The 19,386-nt window shown below is 69.6% G+C and carries 21 protein-coding genes and 1 pseudogene; 4 read left to right on the forward strand and 18 right to left on the reverse strand.

Annotated features, from left to right (window positions below):
* Nucleotides 1–71 precede the first annotated feature (71 nt).
* The 6 genes from ABZT02_RS39450 to ABZT02_RS39475 all read right to left on the reverse strand — a co-directional run bounded on the left by ABZT02_RS39450 (nucleotide 72) and on the right by ABZT02_RS39475 (nucleotide 4,386).
* Complete coding sequence (locus ABZT02_RS39450) at nucleotides 72–263, reverse strand: hypothetical protein (RefSeq protein ID WP_356026715.1); 192 nt, start codon at nucleotides 261–263, stop codon at nucleotides 72–74.
* Nucleotides 260–1,810 (reverse strand): hypothetical protein, encoded by a 1,551-nt coding sequence (locus ABZT02_RS39455; protein ID WP_356026717.1) that lies wholly within the window; start codon nucleotides 1,808–1,810, stop codon nucleotides 260–262. The genes ABZT02_RS39450 and ABZT02_RS39455 overlap by 4 nt, the downstream gene beginning before the upstream one ends.
* The gene (locus tag ABZT02_RS39460; RefSeq protein WP_356026779.1) at nucleotides 1,807–2,454 is read right to left on the reverse strand and encodes a WhiB family transcriptional regulator; all 648 of its coding nucleotides are present in this window, start codon (nucleotides 2,452–2,454) and stop codon (nucleotides 1,807–1,809) included. The genes ABZT02_RS39455 and ABZT02_RS39460 overlap by 4 nt, the downstream gene beginning before the upstream one ends.
* A 162-nt stretch (nucleotides 2,455–2,616) precedes the next feature.
* Nucleotides 2,617–3,333: a hypothetical protein gene (locus tag ABZT02_RS39465; protein WP_356026719.1), complete on the reverse strand. Its 717-nt coding sequence runs from the start codon at nucleotides 3,331–3,333 to the stop codon at nucleotides 2,617–2,619.
* 7 nt (nucleotides 3,334–3,340) lie between these two features.
* Nucleotides 3,341–4,243 carry a helix-turn-helix domain-containing protein gene (locus ABZT02_RS39470; protein WP_356026721.1) on the reverse strand — a complete coding sequence of 301 codons (903 nt, stop codon included), beginning with the start codon at nucleotides 4,241–4,243 and terminating at the stop codon, nucleotides 3,341–3,343.
* Nucleotides 4,240–4,386, reverse strand: coding sequence for a hypothetical protein (locus tag ABZT02_RS39475; RefSeq protein ID WP_356026723.1), 147 nt, complete (start codon nucleotides 4,384–4,386; stop codon nucleotides 4,240–4,242). The genes ABZT02_RS39470 and ABZT02_RS39475 overlap by 4 nt, the downstream gene beginning before the upstream one ends.
* A 707-nt stretch (nucleotides 4,387–5,093) precedes the next feature.
* Between ABZT02_RS39475 and ABZT02_RS39480 the strand changes: the two genes are divergently transcribed.
* From ABZT02_RS39480 to ABZT02_RS39495, 4 genes are read left to right on the forward strand one after another with little or no spacing between them, the layout of a single operon-like run.
* A complete protein-coding gene (locus tag ABZT02_RS39480) occupies nucleotides 5,094–5,564 on the forward strand; it encodes an XRE family transcriptional regulator (RefSeq protein WP_356026725.1) in 471 nt (156 codons plus the stop codon).
* A gap of 35 nt (nucleotides 5,565–5,599) precedes the next feature.
* Complete coding sequence (locus tag ABZT02_RS39485; RefSeq protein ID WP_356026727.1) at nucleotides 5,600–6,112, forward strand: hypothetical protein; 513 nt, start codon at nucleotides 5,600–5,602, stop codon at nucleotides 6,110–6,112.
* Nucleotides 6,109–7,317, forward strand: coding sequence for an MAB_1171c family putative transporter (locus tag ABZT02_RS39490; RefSeq protein WP_356026729.1), 1,209 nt, complete (start codon nucleotides 6,109–6,111; stop codon nucleotides 7,315–7,317). The genes ABZT02_RS39485 and ABZT02_RS39490 overlap by 4 nt, the downstream gene beginning before the upstream one ends.
* On the forward strand, nucleotides 7,314–8,750 hold the full coding sequence (locus ABZT02_RS39495) for an amidase family protein (protein WP_356026731.1): 1,437 nt from the start codon (nucleotides 7,314–7,316) through the stop codon (nucleotides 8,748–8,750). The genes ABZT02_RS39490 and ABZT02_RS39495 overlap by 4 nt, the downstream gene beginning before the upstream one ends.
* A gap of 221 nt (nucleotides 8,751–8,971) precedes the next feature.
* Here ABZT02_RS39495 and ABZT02_RS39500 read toward each other — a convergent pair.
* From ABZT02_RS39500 to ABZT02_RS39555, 12 genes and pseudogenes are all read right to left on the reverse strand, one after another.
* Nucleotides 8,972–9,085: pseudogene (locus ABZT02_RS39500) on the reverse strand (thiol reductase thioredoxin); the annotation flags it as partial.
* Between the two features lie 227 nt (nucleotides 9,086–9,312).
* Complete coding sequence (locus tag ABZT02_RS39505; RefSeq protein WP_356026733.1) at nucleotides 9,313–10,116, reverse strand: 3-deoxy-manno-octulosonate cytidylyltransferase; 804 nt, start codon at nucleotides 10,114–10,116, stop codon at nucleotides 9,313–9,315.
* Between the two features lie 34 nt (nucleotides 10,117–10,150).
* Nucleotides 10,151–10,702 carry an NUDIX domain-containing protein gene (locus tag ABZT02_RS39510; RefSeq protein ID WP_356026735.1) on the reverse strand — a complete coding sequence of 184 codons (552 nt, stop codon included), beginning with the start codon at nucleotides 10,700–10,702 and terminating at the stop codon, nucleotides 10,151–10,153.
* 5 nt (nucleotides 10,703–10,707) lie between these two features.
* Nucleotides 10,708–11,829, reverse strand: coding sequence for an adenosylhomocysteinase (locus ABZT02_RS39515; RefSeq protein ID WP_356026737.1), 1,122 nt, complete (start codon nucleotides 11,827–11,829; stop codon nucleotides 10,708–10,710).
* Between the two features lie 31 nt (nucleotides 11,830–11,860).
* Nucleotides 11,861–12,859: an NAD-dependent epimerase/dehydratase family protein gene (locus ABZT02_RS39520; RefSeq protein WP_356026739.1), complete on the reverse strand. Its 999-nt coding sequence runs from the start codon at nucleotides 12,857–12,859 to the stop codon at nucleotides 11,861–11,863.
* A 34-nt stretch (nucleotides 12,860–12,893) separates the two neighbouring features.
* A complete protein-coding gene (locus tag ABZT02_RS39525) occupies nucleotides 12,894–13,730 on the reverse strand; it encodes an aminoglycoside phosphotransferase (RefSeq protein ID WP_356026741.1) in 837 nt (278 codons plus the stop codon).
* Nucleotides 13,727–14,383, reverse strand: a complete 657-nt coding sequence (locus tag ABZT02_RS39530) for a histidine phosphatase family protein (protein WP_356026743.1) — start codon at nucleotides 14,381–14,383, stop codon at nucleotides 13,727–13,729. Before ABZT02_RS39530 ends, ABZT02_RS39525 begins: the two co-directional genes overlap by 4 nt.
* Nucleotides 14,380–15,135 carry a phosphotransferase gene (locus tag ABZT02_RS39535; protein ID WP_356026745.1) on the reverse strand — a complete coding sequence of 252 codons (756 nt, stop codon included), beginning with the start codon at nucleotides 15,133–15,135 and terminating at the stop codon, nucleotides 14,380–14,382. Before ABZT02_RS39535 ends, ABZT02_RS39530 begins: the two co-directional genes overlap by 4 nt.
* Nucleotides 15,132–15,977 (reverse strand): class I SAM-dependent methyltransferase, encoded by an 846-nt coding sequence (locus ABZT02_RS39540; protein WP_356026747.1) that lies wholly within the window; start codon nucleotides 15,975–15,977, stop codon nucleotides 15,132–15,134. Before ABZT02_RS39540 ends, ABZT02_RS39535 begins: the two co-directional genes overlap by 4 nt.
* A gap of 31 nt (nucleotides 15,978–16,008) precedes the next feature.
* Nucleotides 16,009–16,521, reverse strand: coding sequence for a topology modulation protein (locus ABZT02_RS39545; protein ID WP_329295952.1), 513 nt, complete (start codon nucleotides 16,519–16,521; stop codon nucleotides 16,009–16,011).
* 96 nt (nucleotides 16,522–16,617) lie between these two features.
* Nucleotides 16,618–17,670, reverse strand: a complete 1,053-nt coding sequence (locus ABZT02_RS39550) for a hypothetical protein (protein ID WP_356026750.1) — start codon at nucleotides 17,668–17,670, stop codon at nucleotides 16,618–16,620.
* A complete protein-coding gene (locus ABZT02_RS39555; protein ID WP_356026752.1) occupies nucleotides 17,667–19,385 on the reverse strand; it encodes a carbamoyltransferase C-terminal domain-containing protein in 1,719 nt (572 codons plus the stop codon). Before ABZT02_RS39555 ends, ABZT02_RS39550 begins: the two co-directional genes overlap by 4 nt.
* Between the last annotated feature and the right edge of the window lies 1 nt (nucleotide 19,386).

Below are 19,386 nucleotides of genomic sequence, written 5' to 3' on the forward strand. Positions count from 1 at the left end.
CGGGGCGGTGGCCCGGCACGGAGCCGGGCCACCCTTTGCGGATAGGGGCGCTGAGCTGGGGCTTTTTCGGCTCAGCCGCACTCGGGGCAGCGCCCGACGTGGCTGTTGAGCGCCCGGGCCATCCGCTGCTTTGTCGAGGCAGCCTGCTTGGCACTGGTATTCGCCGCCGGCCTGCCCTCGTGCCGCTTGGAGTGGGCGAGCATGAAGCCGATCTCCCGCTCGTACTCCACACGGACGGTGTCGAACTGGTGGCAGGTCTTCATCGGGCGGTGCTCCTTGTCTTCGTGGTGTCGTCGCTCCGCAGTTCCTGGAGGACGAGGCTCAGCCGATCGTTCCGGCCGCCCTTCAGGCCCTCGCGGCGGAGGATCTCCCGCAGCTGGACCCGGGTGACGGACTCGTTGCCGTCCCGTTCGAGCAGGGCGGGAACGTGGGGGCGGACCTGCTGGACGAGCTGGTCCACCGACTGCTCCAGCTCGCGTGGCGGGCGCTGTGTCTGCGGGGTGCGGGACCGGCCGCGCATCCCCTTGTTCTTCGTCCTGGTCTTCGTGGTCGTCTTCCACCGGAGAGGGACCTCGTGTCCCCGGTCCCCGGTGGGCTCGGTCCCCGACTCGGTGGCGTTCGGTCCCCGATGCGACTCAGGCTCCTGAGCAGGCATTTCTCGCGTCAGACGCTCGGTCCCCACGCCTCGGGCGTCCCCCTCCGCGGCTTCCGGATTGGCGGGACCGGTCCCCGGGACCGCACCAGCCTCTGGGGCCTCGGTCCTCACCCTGGTCCCGGCGTTCTCGCCCTCGGTCCCCACGGCTGCCGACGCCTTCGAGTCCGCAACCTCGGGGACCGGCCTCCTCGGGGCGCTCGGTCCCCGGTCCCCGTACGACTCGTCGGGACCCTGGGGACCGGCTACGGGGACCGGCGCCTTCCAGGCCGACTGCGAGGGGACCGTGGCTGCCGTCCCGGTGCTCTGCACCGGGGACCAGGGCGAGGGCAGCGGGACCGTGGCGAGGGCGAGTGCGTGCCGGCGGGCGGCGAGCTGGTCGAGTAGCTGCGCGCGCTGGCGGGCGTCGGTGCCGACCGAGGCCCTGCCAACCGCCTTCGACAGGCGCCGCGTGAGCCGACGGCCGCTCCGGCTCCGCTGCTGCTCCGGTGTGCGCTCGGCGAGACGGGCGGCCAGAGCGACCGCGAGGGTGGTAGCTCGGTCCCGGGTGATCTGGGCGGCGTCGCGGTCTCGCGCGGCTATGCCGAGGCGGGACAGGAGCCGTTCTCGTGCCTCGCGGCCCAGGACGGCGATCAGCCCGTGGGAGGCGGCGCCCGGGGTCCGCAGGCGCAGTTCGATTCCCATGGCGAGGTGCCACAACATCGCTGCCATGACTGGCCCGACGAAGGCCCGGACCGTGCCGCCGATGGGACCGCTCTCGGCGTAGGCAGGGATCACCTGCACGCCGGTGATCACCCAGACCAGCGTGCCCGGCAGGCCGGGGGCGCCTTGAGCGGCCAGGTTCTGCCGTGCCATCAGCGCGGTCGCGAAGAGCGCCAGCTCGGCCGCGGCGAACATCCCGGCTCGTTCAGCGGTGCCGGCCATGTCGAGGTAGTCGGCGGCGAAGCGCCAGCTCGTGTCTGCGCTGTAGGCGGTGCACCCGAGAGCGGCAAGGGCCGCGACCTTGACCGCCGTGCCGCCGAGGCGTTTCTGTGGGCGGGTTTCGCGGCGCCGGAACGCCCAGGCGTTCAGCACCAGCACGAGAGCGGCGGGCAGGCCGGCGGCGAGGAGGAGAGGGAGATTCGGAGCGGCGCTCAGGGTCAGGACGGGGTGGGTCATGCGGCCTTTCCGAGAGGGGCGGACACCGGAGTCGACGCTGCTGCCGGGCGGGCTACCGGCTGCTGTGTGCCGGGTGCGGCGGCGGCCGCAGGGCTGCCTGCTGCCCGAGTGGGCTTCTTCCGCTTCTTCTTGGGCCTCGGCACGCCGTAGGCGCGGTCGCGGTCGAGTACCTTGTTGGCGGCCTGCCGGAGCAGGTCACGGGCGTGCTTGTGGCTGATCTGCAGTGCGGTGGCGAGCCGGTCGGGCCGCCAGCCGCGTACGTAGGCGTGGTCGATGACGACCTGCCGTTCTGCCTCGGTCAGGTGTACGTCGCGTCCCCGGAAGAAGGCCGTCACGCGCCGGTAGTCGAGGCGTTGGGGCAGTCCGTCGTGCCAGGGACGCCGTTCGGCTTCGGTGAGGCCACCCCAGATGCCCTCCTTGAGGACGTTCTCCAGGGCGAAGTTGAGGCAGTCGCGGCGTACCGGGCACCAGCCGCACAACTCCTTCGCCTCAGCGATGGCCTCGTGGTCCCGGGGGAGGGGGAAGAAAATGGCGTCCGCGTCCTCGACATCCATGCCGTGGCATGCCCCGCGGGTGTGCCAGCTGGTGTCTCCGATGCCGCGCAGGCTGGTGGCCGGCGCGTCGTGGGTGGTGATGTGGTGCAAGGTGATCTCCGATGTGCTGCCGCGTCGGCCGGCCGGGGCGGTGCTGGGCGGACGCGGCGCCGGGTGCCGGCTGCGGCGCGCGGGCGAGCGCCGCAGCTGGGGCGGGACGGTGGTGTTGGGATGGCGCTGCATCGGACGGGATACAGGCGCCGGACGCTCCGGTCAGGCCATGGCGGGCTGCTGGACCTGCTCCGTCGGCCGGCCCTGCTGGGCGGCTGCAAGGTCGAGACGGCCGGGATGCGGGGTGGCGCGCGGAGCGGTGGCACGTACCCCGTCGTCGAGACCAATCCGGCGGCGACGACACGGCTCGCCGGGCTGGGCCAGGCACCACTCGCACCGGACAATCAGGGCGTCGGGCTGCCCCAGGGCGACGGCTGCTTCGCGGGCGGCTCGGGCGGGCCGGTAAGGCGCGAGGGCGGCTCGGGCGGCGGGCGGTATGCAGGAGCCGATCTCCCGCAGCCGCGCCTCCAGCCTCGGGTCGACCCCGTCACGACTGCTGGTGATCGCCCGGGCCTGCGCGGGCTGCGCGGTGCCGGCGGCGACGGCGCGGCGGGTACCAACCAACTCGGCGGTCCACGCGGCCTGGTCGTCCGGATCGGCGGACGGCGTGGGGTCGGAGTGCCGGGCTAGGCGGTCGAGCCGGTAGCTCTCCCAGGGGCGGGCGACGTCCGCGGGCAGGATCTGGTACGGCGAGGTGCGGATGTGCTGGCGGGCGGCGACGCGGGCGTCCCAGCCGTGCGGGGTGGCCATCGGTACGTCGCCGAGCAGCTCGTGCCACTGGGCGAGCTGGTCGCGGGCTTCGCCCTGGTCGGTGCGGATGGTGCGGGGGTCGAGTCGGCCGATGTAGGCCAGCAGGGCGGCGATTTCGCGGCGGTCCACGGTGTGGCTACTCCGTTCCGGTCGGCTCGTCGAGGGCGGCGAGGAGGGCGGCGGTGTGGGCCTCGGCCCGCGTCATGCCGCCCGGCGCGGCGGGGCCCTTGCCGGGCACGGCGTAGAGGTTCGGGCGACCCGGGGCGTGCTCCCGGGCGACCCAGGAGCGCCAGTCGGCAGCCCAAGCATCCGCTGGCCTCGGCTTGAAGTCGGCCCGGTGGGCACGCCACTTCGCGTCGGCTGCCTGCAGGCCCTGCTTGCCGAGGCGATCGAGGTGTCCCTGCTGGCGGGTCCAGGCGTGGGTGGCAGGGTCGACCTGCCACTCGGCAGCCGAGAGGAGGGCAGCACCACCACTGCTGTACCTACGGTTCAGATCCGGTTCACTACGGTTCTGTGTGCCGGTTTCCGGTACATCGCTGTGCCGGTTTTCGGTACGTCGAGGTGGCGGTTTCCGTCGGGCCCTGCTGGTTTCCGGTACTGCCGGTTTCCGGACCGTCGCGGATGATTCCGGCACCTCACGCGGGCGGATTCCGAACCGGCGCAGAGCTGAGAGCCGGAGTTTCAGAGGGGCAGCTGGTTCGCCTGACGCTGGCGTGTCGCTGTCCCCCTCGTCGCCCTGCTGCTGCGCTCGCAGGGCCTGTGCGACCGCTTCGGTGGCGAGAGGCAGGCGGTAGACCGTGCTGCGCTGAGGGCCGACGAGGTCGTCGAGCTGCTCCAGCTCGCCGGCGTCGACCAGGCGGTCGATGGCCTCGCGCACCGTGGACACGGAAGCGTTCGTGCGCTTGGCCAGGCTGGACAGCGAGGCCCAGGAGACGCACTGCTCGTCGGCCACTCGGTCTGCGATCGACAGCATGACCAGGCGCGCCGCTCCCCGGCTGGAGCTGTGCTCCCACACCCAATCGCGGGCTTCGCCGCTCATCGGCCGCTCTCGATGAGCGGGCGGGGCCGGCGGCGCGCCGGGGCCGGGATGGTGTGGTCCGGCTCGGGATGCTGAAGTGCCGAGACGGAGGTGGCTGCCGCGCAGGCCAGGTAGAAGGGCCTTTTGCGCAGGGCAGGAGACATGCGATACTCCCCTTTGCAGTGTTGCCACGCTGGTGCGCCCCTGGAAGGACTCAGCGTGGTGATGGTGGGCAATCTCCGCCCTTGCCGGGGCGGACGTGCCACTTAGCGTTCGGCGTCCGGGAGTTACCGCTCTCGGGCGCCGTCGCTGTTACGGGACCTACTCGGTCCGGTCCGTGCTCGCGGGCTCCTCGCGTCCATCGTTGCGGGCGGGCTGCCCGGGGACGACGAACATACGCACGGGCCCGTCTCAAGATCCAGTCTTGGTTCTTAAACTCTGTACTGATTGCAGAGAGTCCCCGCGCGATCCGCAGCCGGAGCCGCCTGTGGGGCTCGATGCGGGTCGCCCTCCGGCGTCGAGGAGCACCGTTGCCGCGGTTGCCCCGAACGCCAAGATAACGTCATTGTGTCCGGATTTAAGTGGGTGTCTGGTATTCCCAGCGACGGAAATGCGACGTGGACGAAGGGTATCCACTGCCGCCTCCACGCTTTCCGGTCGAAGATCAAAATGTCTGTGCGCCAGACGTGACGTATGCCGCTGGGTGAACGTGGCTCACGCCACGTCGCCAGGCGTGCTCCTGCCGATAAAACGGACAGGCCGACCTGAAACAGACGGGGCTCGCCACGCAGAGACGTGCTGGCGAGGAAGAACTTTCCATATCCGGGATCGGCTCGTCAACTGGTGTTTATTGCGAGGTAGGGTGGTTGAAGTGACCACGGAGCCCGCCCAGGAAAGGATCATGAAAGAACCGAACGAAGGCCAGGTGAACCCCAAGGGGCTCATGGACCGCCTAAACCGCCTGTTCGATACGGTGCACCCGCCCGATCGCGGCCCCTTCAGCAACGCTGAAGTGGCCGAACTGATGGAGAAGCGGGGCCTGGGCAAGCTGTCGGCCCAGTACCTGTGGCTCCTTCGGACGGGGCAGCGCGATAACCCGACGAAGCGTCACCTCGAAGCACTCGCAGGGTTTTTCGGGGTGGATCCCGCTTATTGGTTCGACGATGCCGTCGCTGAAAAGACCGTGCAGGAGCTTGAGTTGCTCGCATTGCTTCGCGACGCGAAGATCAAGAACGTTCTTCTTCGTCTATCTGACGTCTCTGCGGACGGAAAAGATGCCGTCCTGGGGATCGTTGAGAGCGTAAGAAAATCCGAGGGGTTGCCGCCCTCAACTGGCGCGTAAAACGGCTTAGTTCAGCGAGTGATCAAGGAAAAGTAATGTGGTCTGCACGTAGGCTGCGCCGGCCTGACCTTCTGGCCGAGCTGAAGCTCCCGCACGTCACTAATGTCCGCGATCTCAGTGACGAGGTCTCCCGTCGCACGAGACGGAAGGTGGTCCTAGAGCCCCGGGAGCAGGCGCCCGCGGTGTGCGGGGCATGCGCCGTCACGGAGAGTGCCGTCCACGTGTTCTACGACCCGCGGACCAGTTCCCTGCACCAGGACCACATCATCGCCCACGAGTTCAGCCACCTCCTGCTCGGCCACCACGAGAACCGGCCGGTGTCCGCGCTGGCCCCGACCTTCATCACCAGCGTGGACCCGGCCACCGTGCAGATGATGCTGGGGCGCACCAAGTACGAGGAGGACGAGGAGCGGGACACCGAACTCCTCGCTTCGCTGCTCCAGCGCCGGATCATCGACCGGTGGCTGCGCAGCGACGAGTCCTCCGGAGACGAGGTACAGGACCGGGTGACGCACACGCTGCTGCGCCGACGGGAGGCCCGGCGGTGAAGGACCTGCTTCATCCGATCAGCCTCGTCGTCGCCACGCTCGGCTTCCTCTGCCTCCTGCGCGACGTGCCAACCCGCCGCCGAGACCCCGCCTCCACCGCGCTGGCCGCCGTTTTCCTGCTGTCAGGACTGTCGTTCCTGTTCTCCATCACACCGATGTGGAACTACCTCGACCGAGTCCTCGGCACCGTCAACCTCTCCGTGCCCCTCGCGCAAGGCTGCGTGGTCGCGCTCCTGGCCTGCCAGCAGGTGGTTCTCACGTACTGGGGCTGCCCGCCCGAAGTCGCTCGCCGGCGGAGCCACCGGTGGCTCGGAGCCGGTTTCGCGGTGATCACCGGACTGCTGGTGTTGTTTGCCCTGCTGACGCCCAGCGCGCCTCATCCGATCGACTTCACGCTCTACTACGCGCACGACGACTGGTACGCCGCGTACCTCACTGTGTACGTCACGGCCTACACCATCGGGGAGCTGTTCCTCGCCCGCGCCTGCTGGCGCCTGGCCCGCCGCAGCACCCGCGGGTCCGTCCGCGTCGGCCTGCGCATTGTCGCCCTCGGGGCCACCGTCACCCTCGGATACAGCGCGGTCCGCATCGGCAACGTGATCGCCGGCGCTTTCGACACCTCCCTCGAAGACTGGGAGGGCTTCGCCTGGACCTGCGGTGATGTCGGCGCCATGCTCACGCTCATCGGCTGGCTCGTGCCCACCATCAGCGACCAGGCCCAGAGCGTCCAGTACCGGATCAAGCAGTACCGCAGCTACTACGGCCTGCGCCCCCTGTGGCTGGCGTTCTACAGCGAAGCGCCCGAGATCGAGCTGCCGATCGACCGAGTCGACCCGGCCCAGAGGCGTCGCTTGCGCCGCATCTCGGTCCGGCTCTACCGCCGAGCAGTCGAGATTCGGGACGGCCGGTTCGTGATCCGCCAATACCTCGACGCCGCGGTCCGTGAGGCCAGCGAAGCCCATCACCGGGCCCGAGGGCTTCACGGCCAGGAGCTGTCTGCAGCTGTCACAGCCGACCAGACCGTCGCTGGAATCGCCGCCCGGGCCGAAGGCACCCGACCGGCGCCCGACCAGCTCACCGAATTTGCCGACTCCGAACGTCAGACCAGCCGACCCATGGACGACATCGACGCTCTCCTCGACGTCGCTCGCCACCTGCCCCGGCAGCCCGCACGAGCCCCCCACTTTGAGCGAGTCTCCCCATGACGACCGACCTCACCCGCCAGCCCGCACACGTCCAGCTCCAAGCCCTGGATCGCCGCGAGATCTCCAGCCGTGAGCTGCTCGACCTCCACCTTGCCCGGATCGACGCCAGCCACGTCAACGCCGTCGTCACCCGCGACGACGACGCGGCCAGGACCGCCGCGCGAGCAGCAGACGAACGTCGTGCCCGCAACGAGAGCAGCGGGACCCTCGACGGCCTTCCCCTCACGATCAAGGACAGCTTCGAGACGGCCGGCCTGCGCACCACCAGCGGCGCCGAGGATCTGGCGGATCACGTCCCCGCACGCGACGCCGATGCGGTCGCCCGGCTTCGCCACCAAGGCGCCGTGATCATGGGCAAGACGAACACGCCGGCGTACTGCCAGGACCTGCACACCGACAACAGCCTGTTCGGCCGCACGCTCAACCCCCACGATCCTGGGCGCACTGCCGGCGGCTCCTCCGGCGGCCCCGCCGCCGCAGTCGCCGCCCACCTGACTCCCGCCGACCTCGGCAGCGACCTCGCCGGTTCACTCAGGCTTCCGGCTCACTACTGCGGGGTCTACGGCCTGCGCCCCACGCATGGACTCGTCCCGGCTCGCGGCCACATACCCCGCCCGCCGGGATGGATCACCAGCAGCGACATGGTTACCCCGGGCCCTCTGGCACGCCACGCCCGGGACCTCGACCTGTTCCTCGACGCGCTGACGACACCGTCACCCGCCGAAAACAGCCCGTGGCTCGTGAAACTGCCCATGGCGCGCCGCGCAGTCGGCCAGCTCCGCGTAGCGGTGTGGGCCGAGGACGCGAGCTGCCCCGTCGACCGTGAGACTGCCGATGCTCTCGCCGCTGTCGAGCAGGCGCTGGCCTCCTCGGGCACGAAGGTCCGCCGCACCACGGGACCGGTCGGCTTCGCTGGCTCGCTCCGCCTTTTCGAGCAACTCCTCCATGCCACCGCGACGGCCGCCACCGACGATGAAGCTGGAGCGGCCGAACTCGCGGCGGCGCGTGACCTGCACGAGGATGACGCCAGCCCACGGGCCACCTTCCTCCGCCACCGAACGCAGACACACCGTGCCTGGCTCCGCGCCAACGAGGAGCGTCTCCGCCTTCGGGAGACGTGGCACCGGTTCTTCGCCGACGCTGAGCACGATGTCGTCATCACCCCCGCCGCTCCCACCGCGGCGATCCTGGCCGGTACCCGGGCTCTCACGGTCGACGGCGTCGAGCGGAGCTTCTTCGACCAGACCGGCTGGGCCAACCTCACTAGCCACGTTGGTCTGCCCAGCCTGGTCATGCCTGTTGCGCGAAACGCGAGCGGTCTCCCGATCGGTGTGCAGCTCGTCGGACCGGCGCACTCGGACCGGACCCTGCTCGCAATGGCCGAAGACCTGGGTTCGCTTCTCAGAGCGACTGCCGGGGGACTCAGCTCCTGATGCTGGCGACCAAGGGTTCCCCTTGGAAGAGGCTGATCAGCGCGGCGTTCGCGGAGCAGGTCGGTTCCAGAGCCGTACTACAACGGCCTGAACAGGGTACGCGCGATCCTGCCGCCGACGGTCGGCGCACTGGCTAGCCAGGCGCCACAGCTGCAGCCGCCATCTGCGCTGTCGTATGGCAAGGGTGCACGTCGAGGGGCCGGTCCTTCGTTTGTGGCCACTCAGCCGAGGTGGTCGGCGAGTTCACGCTCCAGGGCAGCCCTCGGCTTGGCGCCGACGATCGTCTGCACGACCTCGCCGCCCTTGTAGACGTTCATCGTCGGGATCGATACCAGCCGGGCAACCAGAACGGGTGAGGGCCGTTCTGGGGCAGGTCGGACTCAGCGGGCGCGTTTCGGGGACCGGATGCGGCACGGCGGCGAGGGGCGGTTTGGGTCAGGCGCCGTCCGGGCGCAGCGCGTTCATGTTTCCTGGGGCGGGTTGGTCTTGGCCAGTGGAGTCCCGAAGGATGTCCTGCATGTGCGGCCGTCAGTTCCTGCGGCGGAAGGAAATCGTTCTCACCTCAAGGGCCGACAGGCCGCCCCGTCGCGCCAGCTGTTAGGCATGCGTGCTGGGCGAGGAGGCTCTCGGCTCGCGCTAGATCCTCAGGGGTGTCCACCGCTACGCCGTCGTCCAGGACAGGGACCATCTGCACGGCGTGGCCGTGTTCGACGAAGCGCAGCATCTCCACTCCCTCGGTGCGCTCCAGGGGCCCTTGCTGGAGCTGTAGGAAGCGACGGAGAGCTGGGCCGGTGAAGCCGTAGAGGCCCAGTTGGCGGAGGTACTTCGGTCGGTCGCCCTTCGGATAGGGAATGGGCTGGCGCGAGAACATCAGGGCCTCGCCTCGGGCAGAGACAACGACCTTGACGACGTTGTGGTCCAGGACGGCGCCGACGTCGACGAGTTCGGTGTACGCGTTCACGGCGAACGCGCCCGGTGGCAGGCACTCCAGGGCCTCGGAGATGGCGTCGATGGCGGTCGGCGAGATGAACGGTTCATCCCCCTGGACGTTGATGTACGCGTCGGCCGGCAGGCGCTCGGCGACCTCCGCGACGCGGTCGGTGCCGGTGAGGTGCTTACCGGTGTGGATGCACTCGATGCCCAGCTGGCGGCACGCCGCTTCGATGCGTTCGTCGTCGGTCGCCACGATGGCTCCGTCGAGACGTTTTGCCTCCAGACAGCGCTGGTGGACGTGCCAGAGCAGCGGCTTTTCGCCGAGGCGAGCCAATGGTTTACCGGGAAAGCGCGAAGCGCCCCAGCGGCAGGGTATGACAGCGACGTGCCGGCGCGGTGTGGCGCCGGGAGTCAGAGCTGTGGTGGCGGCCACGGCGTCCTCCTGGTGGTCGGGTAGGGGTGGGCCTTCAGGGCAGCAGGGCGAGCTTGGAGCGGACGGTGGGCGAGGCGGCGCTCGTGAACGGCCGCCATTCGTAGCCGTCGACCTCCTCTTCCTGGAGGGTCACCGCGTGCCCTGCGCCGAGAAGGAAGACCCAGCGGAAGTCCACGTGGTGGTGTTCCGGCTCGTCCTTCGAGGGGTTCGCGTCGATGGTGTGAACGTCGATGTCGAGGGGAACGTCCTCGAAGCCGGAGAGGGGAACGACGGCGCTGGGCGGGATGCCTGCCTCCTCGTGCAGTTCGCGCAGGGCGGCGTCGCGCAGGTGCCGGTCATCCGGTTCGTTGTGGCCGCCGGGCGCCAGCAGTTTTCCGGACGTCTTGTGCACGATGTGCAGCATGTGCCGGGCGCCGTTGATGACGATGGCGCTGCATGTCACGTGGGCGGGGAACGTCTTGCGGTTCGTGGGGTCGTCTGCGGCGGCGAGCGCGGCGAACAGCAGGGTGAGGGAGTCGCGTTCGTCCGAGTGGCGGGCGAGGTACGCCTCGGCGACGGAGCGGATGTGGTCGACGGCGGGAGGCACTGAGGTCACCTTTCGAAGTAGTGGAGCCAGGTTCTGGCGATGGCGTCGCGGTCTGCCGCCGGCATCTCGTGCAGTCCGGGCTGGAAGCGGGTGTGGCTGAGCGCGGCGGTGGCGGCGAGTATCTCGGCCTGGACGAGGTGGATGTACGCGCCGACGGCAGCGCCGTGCACGAAGTTGACGGCACCGCCGTCGGCGAGGACGTAGAAGTAGTGGCCGGTGACCTCGTATCGCGTCAACTGGGCGCTGACAGGGCTGCGCTGGTAGAGGTCGTGGAGGCTTCCGAGTTCGAGCTCGTCCTCGGATGAGGTCACCGATCCGAGGTAGGCGCCATTGCGTAGGGCGGCGAAGTCGCCCTGCCGCAGGGCGAGGTTGCCGGTGGCGCACAGGACGAGTTCCGCGTCGCTTACGGCCTCGGCGGTGGAGGTGCTGGTGCGGAAGCCGAGGGAGTGCGCCTGAACTCGCTTGACCGGATCGCTGTCGTACACGGTGACGCGCAGGTCCTGGGCGCGCAGGGTCTGGGCGATGGCGCGGCCGATCTTGCCGAAGCCGATGACGCAGGCGTTGCGGCTGGTGAGGATGTCCCCGCGGGCGCGGACGAGGGCTTCGGTAGAGAACACGATCGAGCGGCCGACGAGGTGGTCTTCGCAGTCCTTGAGCGGGGAGCGGGCCACCGAGACGACCGGGCACGGCAGTTTGTCGAGGGCGGCGTACCGCTGGTGTCCGTTCTCGGTGTCCTCGACGATGCCGAGGATGCGGCCGGAGAACTTACCCACGAGTGTGTCGAGGCTTGCCGCGAAGTAGCCGCCGATATCCACCAGGACGACGTCCCGGCCGCCCGCTATGTCCTCCAGGTAGTCCAGGGCCTGAGTGTTGTCGGTGAACCGTTTTCGCGTCAGGTCGTGGACGGGGAAGGTACGGCGGACGGCGTCGAGGGTCGACTGGTGGATCGATCGGGGTTTCGGTAGCACGGCCCCGACCGTGGACACCGCGGTCATGGCCCGCAGGAACGCCGGCCGTTCGGGGAGCAGATGCGTGATGATGAGCGTCGTGATCGCGTCGCCGGCGGGGAACTGCGTCGTGATCTGCCGGAAATAGGCGTCCAGCCGCGCTCGCTCGGGACTCTCCATTGCGTTTCCTCTCGGGCTCCGGGCCGCGGGGTTACGCTGCTCGGCTGTAATTGGGGACCTGAGCGGCCAGGGCCTGCATGTGGGCGCGCAGGCCGTTGTGGAGGTCGACTCGCGGCTGCCACCCGAGGACTTCTCGGGCACGGCTGGGGTCGGCGCGGGTCAGGAAGACGTCACCGCTGCGCGCTTGGTCCTGCTGGAGCTGGATGTCGCGGCCGGTTAGGCTGGTGGCAATGTTGATCACTTCCAGCAGCGATGCGTTCGACCCGCCGCCAACGTTGATCGTGCCCTGCGCTGTCGGCACGGTCGCTGCGGCGATCGTGGCGGCGACCACGTCAGCGATGTAGGTGAAGTCGCGTCGCTGGTGACCGTCTCCGTACAGGCGAAGCGGCTGTCCGGTCAGAGCGGCCTGCAGGGCGCGGTGGGTGAACATGTCGGCGCGCTGGCGGGGGCCGTACACGGTGAAGTACCGCAGGGCGACGACGCTGGGACCGACGGGGCGCTCGGCGTAGGCGAGGCAGAGCTGTTCCTCGGCCAGTTTGGTCACGGCGTACGGGGAGGCCGGCTTCGGACGGTCGGCCTCGACACTCGCGCCGCCGTCGGTCGGCCCGTAGACGCTGGAGGAGGACGCAACGACCAGTCGCGGGACGCCGATGCGGGTGCAGGCTTCCAGGACCCGGTGGGTGGCCAGCACGTTAGACGCGAGGTAGTCGCTGAACTGCGGCCCCCAGGAGGGCCGTACGCCGGGAATGCCGGCGAGGTGGAAGACCGCGTCTGCGTCGATCAGGAGTGGGTCGATCGCGCAGTTGAGGAGGTCGGCGGTGATGTGGTGGTACCCCGGGATACCGCGCAGGGAGGCGAGATTGGCGATGGCCGTGGCGTCGGCGGAGGGGTCGCGGCGGTCAACGCCGATGACGGTGGTGCCGGCCTGTACGAGGGCGTGTGCGAGGTGGGAGCCGATGAATCCGGCGGAGCCGGTCACCACAGCCCGGCGCGGGGCGGCGGTGGTCGGGTGCTGCTCGTGCTGCGGCACGTGAATCTCCAGGAAGGTGATCGAAGGGAGGAAGTCAGGTGAGGCGGGACAGGACGGTTCGGCCGTGCGCGCCCAGGGCGAGGTCGTTCTCTTTGTGGCCCTTGACCAGGGCGGTGGTCGCCTCGATAGCGCCGAAGGACACCAGAAGGCGCCGCTCGGTGTCGGTCAGCGGGCGGCCGTACCCGTCGAGGAAGGCGGCTCGCAGGTGGGGCGCGGCCTGCCAGCGGCGGAATTCGAGCCGGGCGAAGTCGCGGACGCGGGCATCGCATCGCATGTGCTCGAAGTCGCAGATGCCGAAGGCATCGCCGATCAGCCAGTTGCGCGGCTGGTAGTCGAGGTGGCAGATCGCGCTGTCCATGAGGCTGTGGCCCAGGATGGCCGCGTGGTGCTTCAGCAGGTTCCGCTCGGCCGTGTCGATGAGGCCGACGTGAGCGGCCCGGTCGATCCAGCTCTGGAGGCGTTCGGCGAGCGCGGCGCCGACGGCGCCGCCCTGGGGCATGGCGGTTGCCCGGTGGAGCTTGCCGAGGACGTGGCCGGCCTCATGATGGGCCAGTTCCTCCTCAGGTGAGCCCGGGGCCGCGGTGTCCGCCCGATCGCCTGCGAGCGCGGTCAGCAGAAGGGTGCGGGTGGCGTCGTCACGGCCGACCAGCTTCGGCGCGTGGCCGGTCAGGTGGGTGCCCCAGGTCCGGTAGGCGTGGAGTTCCCTCGCGTATCGGCCGGGCTCGGCGTGCTGTTTGGCGATGAAGTGCTGCCCGTCGTCGGCCACCACGCGCACGACCCGGGGAGGGAGCAGGGGGTCCGGCGCGATCTCGACGGCGCCGAGGAGATCGTGCGCCAGTTGGATCCGGGGGTCGTCCGATGTGGCGATCACGGGGTCGGCTCCGGTGTGAGGAGACTGAGGTGCTCGGTGTCGTTGTGCCGATCGAGCATCCAGCGGGTCTGGCCCAGGCGGTTGCGGTGGTGCTGCCAGCGAGTGATTGAGGCGTGGTTGTGCATGAAGCCCGCCGGCGAGCCGATCGGGATGTCGAGGAGCAGGGTGTGCGCGGTGATCACCGTCTCTCCGTGGGCCGCGAACACAATGCGCTTCCCCTCGTTCTCCTCGATGAGCTGACTCAGGTTCTTGCTGGCGCGCTTCAAGTACCCGTTCCAGGTGTCGGAGCCAGCGGCCCAGGAACTGTCGGGGTGCACATGCGGGCCACCGTTGGCGGCTGTCTTCACCGCATCCCAAGGTTTGCCGTCAGCATCGCCGTGGACGGGCCCGTCGAGCCGGTCGTCGAAGTGCAGCGGAACCTGGAGCGTCTGGGCGATGATCTCGCCGGTCTGGACGAGGCGAATCCGCGGGCCCGCGTAGACCATGTCGAAGGGCCTCTTCAGGTGCTCGGTGGCCAAGCGGCGCGCGGCCTGTTCGGCCTGGGCGTACCCGAGGTTGGTCAGTCCGGTGCAGGTGCGCGGGCCCCCGACAAGGCCGTCGGCGTTGCACTGGGCCTGGCCGTGCCGTACGAAGACGAGTTCGGTGGTGATCATGGGGTTCCTCGGAGGTGGGAGCGGAGCGGCCAGTGGTAGCCGTTGCGCCCGACGTACGGGGCGGTCAGGACGGCGTGCAGGGCCAGGAAGTCGTCGAGGCGTTCGCGGTTCGTTGCGTCGAGCCGGGAGCCGTAGCATCCGGCCGCCGTGTTGTACGCGCAGAGGGCGGCGTTGACGGCTTGGTCCGTGAGTGGTCCGTACGTCAGGTGGAGTGTCGCGATGAGCTTGGCGAGGTCGTATCCCATCGGGGCTAGGGACAGGTCGTCGGTGTCGACGGTGACGATGTCCCCGGGCGCGGTGATGATGAAGTTCCGGGGGTTGCTGTCCTTGTAGAAGGCGAGCGGTCCCTGCGCGGTCCCCTTCAGCAGGCCGAGCATCGCGTACAGGGCCGTCTTGTTCGGCAGGTAGCCCTGCTCGTGGCGTCGCCGGAGCGCGATCTCCCGCGGGCCGAGGTAGTCGTCGAACGGCGTGCCGTCGTTGAAGTGGTGCGGAGTGCCCAGCGATGCCGACTGAAGGGCGCTGTGCCATGCGGCACCGTGTGCGCGGCCCAGCAGTTCCGCCATGCGCGGCAGGTCGTCGGGGCGTACGGAGCGGCCTTCGACCCGCTCGAACGCCAGACTGGCCGGTCCGATCTCGTGAAGGGCCGGCTGTCGCAGCGGCTTCGCGTGCTCTTTGATCCACCGGTAGTGGCGGACAGCTCCCGCCGCGCGCTCCAGTGTCTCGTAGTGCTTGGTGAACGGTGGGAGGGTCATGCTGGCTCCTCCTTCGCCTGTGCGACGACGAAGGTGATGAGGGACCGAGTGGTCAGCGGCTGGTCCGGAAGGAACTCGTGCAAGGTCGCTGCCAGGGCCCCGGGGTTTCCGTACAGGCCGGGCGCGAGGTCGTACTTGGGGTTGGTGGCGAGATACTGCGCGAGGTGGTCGTGGCCGTCGAAGGTGAAGGTGTGCTCCTCGTCCAGGGTGGCGATCACCTCGAGCGAGGAGGTGGCCAGGGCGGCGAGGTTGCCGCTGTGCGCGGCGGTGTAGAGGCTCTCGTGCTTCTCGGCCCGCACATCGAGGTCGGCCGCAGTGACCAGCTGGTCCATCTCCCGGTAGCTGTCGAGTCCCTTTGTGACGAGTACGGCCAGGCCCCCGGGGGCCAGAACTTTCGCGATCTGCGCGATGACATCGTTCGGCCGCGGCGAGTGGTAGAGGCAGAACGCGGCGACGGCGACATCGCACGACCCGGCGGGCAGCGGGAGGCCGTGGAAGTCCCCTTCGACGAATTCCGCCACGGTGTCGGGCAGTTCCTCGGAGCGTGCGCGGGCCTGGACGAGCAGGGCGGGGGCGGCATCCAGGCCGATGACGCGCCGGGGCCTCAGCTGCTCGACGATGGCCAGGGTGCTCGTGCCGCGACCGCAACCGATGTCGAGCACCATGCCGAGGCGGTTCGGATGCGCGTGGTGGGCCTGCACCAAGCTGACGATCGTCTCGGGCACGGGGCGACCGGACGTCTTCGCGCGCATCAGGGCGCTGGTCCGTCCGGCCAGCCGGGAGGCGAGACCGTACAGCTCATGCCGGCGGGCGGGGTCCAGGAACGGGTTGGGCCCGTTCATGCCGCACCCCCGCTCCGGGGGCGCGGGCCGTTCAGGACTGCTCGGCGGCCACCTTCCGCAGCCAGCGGCGCGTCTGGCGCCGGTTGGCCAGCAGGACCACGTCGGCTCGGCCGGCGGCGTACTCCTCGATCTTCGCCATGACCCGGGGGCGCATCTTGCGGCGGTACGTGGCGACGTACTTGATCACACCCCAGTGGATGCGGTTGTGTACGCCGTTGCCCTTGTGCCCGGCCCCGTGCCGGATCTGCCGGGAGAAGATCCCGTACAGGGCCGCCACGGTCGACACGTCCATCAGGATCACCGTGTCGCAGGCTTCGAGCCGCACCGGCAGCGTCGAGTTGTAGTTGCCGTCGATCACCCACCGCGGCTTCGCGACCAGCTCGCGTTGCACCTCGGTGAATTTGTCCATGGGCAGCGCGTTCCACTCGTCGTCGTAGAACGCGGCGTCCAGGTGCGTCACCGGGGCGTCGAGGATCCTGCCCAGTTCGCGGGCCACGTGGGATTTGCCGCTGCCTCCGCAGCCGACGATGGCGACCTTCTTCATGGTGCTCCAGCGTAGAGAGGTTCGGGTGTGCGGCGGAGCCATCACCCCGGACACGTTCTGATGAGCCAGGCGTCTGAGCCTGTCGAGCGGACTCCATCAGGCAGCTCCCCGCTCGGTCGCCGTGGTCTGGACGAGCCCGTGCAGTGCGGATTCGAGGGTGTCGACCTGCTTGTTCAGGCCGAACAGGCGCAGGCGGTCCACGCACGCCGCGATCAGGTCGGCGTGCTGCTGAGTGCCGGCGATCTCGCGGAGGTATGACAGCCGCTCGATGACGTCTCGGCCGGAGCGCACGATCAGCTCCTCCGGTACGAACCGGTCCGCGAAGCGGACGTCCGCCGGGACTAAGGGCAGGCACCCGGCGAGCACGGCCTCGAAGATGCGCTGCGTCATCTGCCCGACGACGGCGTACCGCTCGGGCAGCATGAGGACCGTGGCCAGAGACCGGCCGTAGACGTCGGCGGCGGCTTCGAAGGGGATTCGGCCGACGAAGTGGACGTCCGGCCAGCGGTCGGTCTTCGTCCACTTCCCGGCGACCAGGTGTTCGACTCGGGCGGCGGCCGGGGCGAAGAAGCGGTCGAAGGGCTCGTCGCGGTCGTACTGGTTGCCCACGTAACCGAGCGCGAGGTCCCGAGGCCGCGCGGCGAGGGTGGCGGGGTCTGCCTGGGCGATGAGGTCGTCGGCGACGGGGAAGAGGAGGGAGCGCGCGTCCAGGGTCGGCGCGAGGGCGGCCTCGCAGACGAGGGTGTGGGCGGTACGCCGCCACATGCTCTCGGCCCGCAGGGTGCGGTCCTTGTCCCAGATCACGGTGGGCGTCCGGTGCCGCACGGTGTAGTGCTTGATGAGTTGGGCCTGGCGGTGCAGGTCGCAGGTGTGCCCCTCGGTCCCGCAGACCGTGGTGTTGCGGCCGGTGATCGCCCAGCGCCATTCCAGGAACAGGACGTCGATGCCCTGGGTGCCGTCGTCGAAGGTGTACGCGCCACCGAGGTCGTCGCCGGCTTCGAGGCGGTCGCGGTCGGCCTGCAGGAAGACGATGTCGTGGCCGCGGGCGATGAGGGCGTCGATGAAGGGGCGCCGGTGGCTGCGTCCCCCGTCCGGCGTGTCGGTGACGCCGTTGCCGAGGAAGCCCCAGAAGCTGTATCCGATCTTCACTTGGTGATCCACCGCCCTTCGAGGAGCAGGGCGTCGAGTCCGGAGTTGGCCAGGCAGTCCAACGCCATCTCGGGCGTCCCGCAGATCGGCTTTCCCTTGACGTTGAGGGAGGTGTTGATCAGCACGGGTACGCCGGTACGGCGGCCGAAGGCGGTCAGGACCGCGTGCATGAACGGGTTCTGCAACCTGGTGACGGTCTGCAGGCGGGAGGTGCCGTTGGCGTGCACGATGGCCGGCACGCGCTCGCGCGTCTTGTCCCTCACCCCAGAGGCCATGGACATGTACGGCGCCTGCTGCCCGAGCGTGAAGAACTCGCCGGCGCGCTCGGCCAGGACCATGGGGGCGAAGGGCCGGAAGGGTTCGCGGAACTTCACGGTGGCGTTCAGGCGCTCGACGACGCCGGGCTCCAGTGGGGAAGCGAGGATCGACCGATTGCCAAGGGCGCGCGGCCCGGCTTCCACGGCCCCCTGGAACAGGCCGACGATCGTGCCATGGGCCAGCTGGTCGGCGAGGAACTCAGCAGTTTCGATGCCCAGGGTCTTCTGGTGAAGGCCGGGCCAGGGCGTGAGGTCGAGGGGCTGGTCCTCGTAGGAGGGGCCGAGGTAGCAGCTGCGGGCGACGCCTGCCAGAGGGCGGGGGCTGCGTCCGTCGACATGTACGGCGAGGGCGGCGCCGATCGCGGTACCGGCGTCACCGGGCGCGGGCGGCACGAAGACCTCGTCGAAGATGCCGGCCTCAATGATCTTCCCGATGCTCACGCAGTTCGTGGCGACACCGCCTCCCACGCACAGGCGTCGGGAGCCGGTGAGCACGCGAGCGCGGCGGGCAAGGTGCACCATCACCTGCTCGGTCCGCTCCTGGAGAGCAGCCGCCAGGTCCCGGTGGAGATCCGTGAGCGGCTCGCTCGGGTGCCGTTCGGGGCAGGTCTCGGCGACGAACTGCCGGGATGTTCTCGGGTATCCCGACGTGAGGGTGCGCGCGGGGAAGTAGCCGGGATTGATGCGGAAGCCCGTAGCCGTCGTGCGGACCGCCTGGGCGAACAGGTGGCGGAAGCGGGCGGGGTCACCAAGGGCGGCCAGCGCCATGACGGTGCCTTCCTCGTCGCCCCGGTGCCAGCCCAGGTGCTCGGTGACGGCGCCGTACACGTACCCCAGGGAGGCCGGGTCGTTGATCGCTTCCAGGGTCTGTGTGCGGGGGCGATGTGTGCCGTGGCCGCGGGCGATAGTGGTGGTCTGCCGCTCGCCGAGACTGTCGACCACCAGTACGGCGGCTTCGTCCCAGCCCGAGGCGGCGAAGGCGGTGAGCTGGTGGGCGCGGTGGTGCAGGATCGGCGCGACACGGGCAGAGGGGAACTGTCGGCCGAGGATGCGCAGGCGCCGTTGGGTGCGCACGGCCACCTTGGCGAACCCGTGTGCTCGGGCCAGACTTCGCTCGCGTATCGCCGGGGACAGCGCCAGGCGCAGGGCGGCGGGCGACTCGGCGAGGTAGCGGGCGGGCTGGAAGTTGTAGGCGACGGCGTCCACTTCGGCGGCGGTGAGTTTGGCCTGGCCGAGCAGCCACTCGATGGCCCGGGACGGGTAGAGCTTGGTGTGCTTCTGCTCGGAGAGGCGCTCCTCCTCCACGAAGCCGACCAATTCGCCGTCCACGAGGAGGGCAGCCGACGAGTCGTGGGTGTACGAGCACAGGCCGAGGACGACCGAAGGCGTGCGCTTCATG

Source organism: Streptomyces sp. NPDC005402 (genome assembly GCF_040606575.1).
GTDB lineage: Bacteria > Actinomycetota > Actinomycetes > Streptomycetales > Streptomycetaceae > Streptomyces.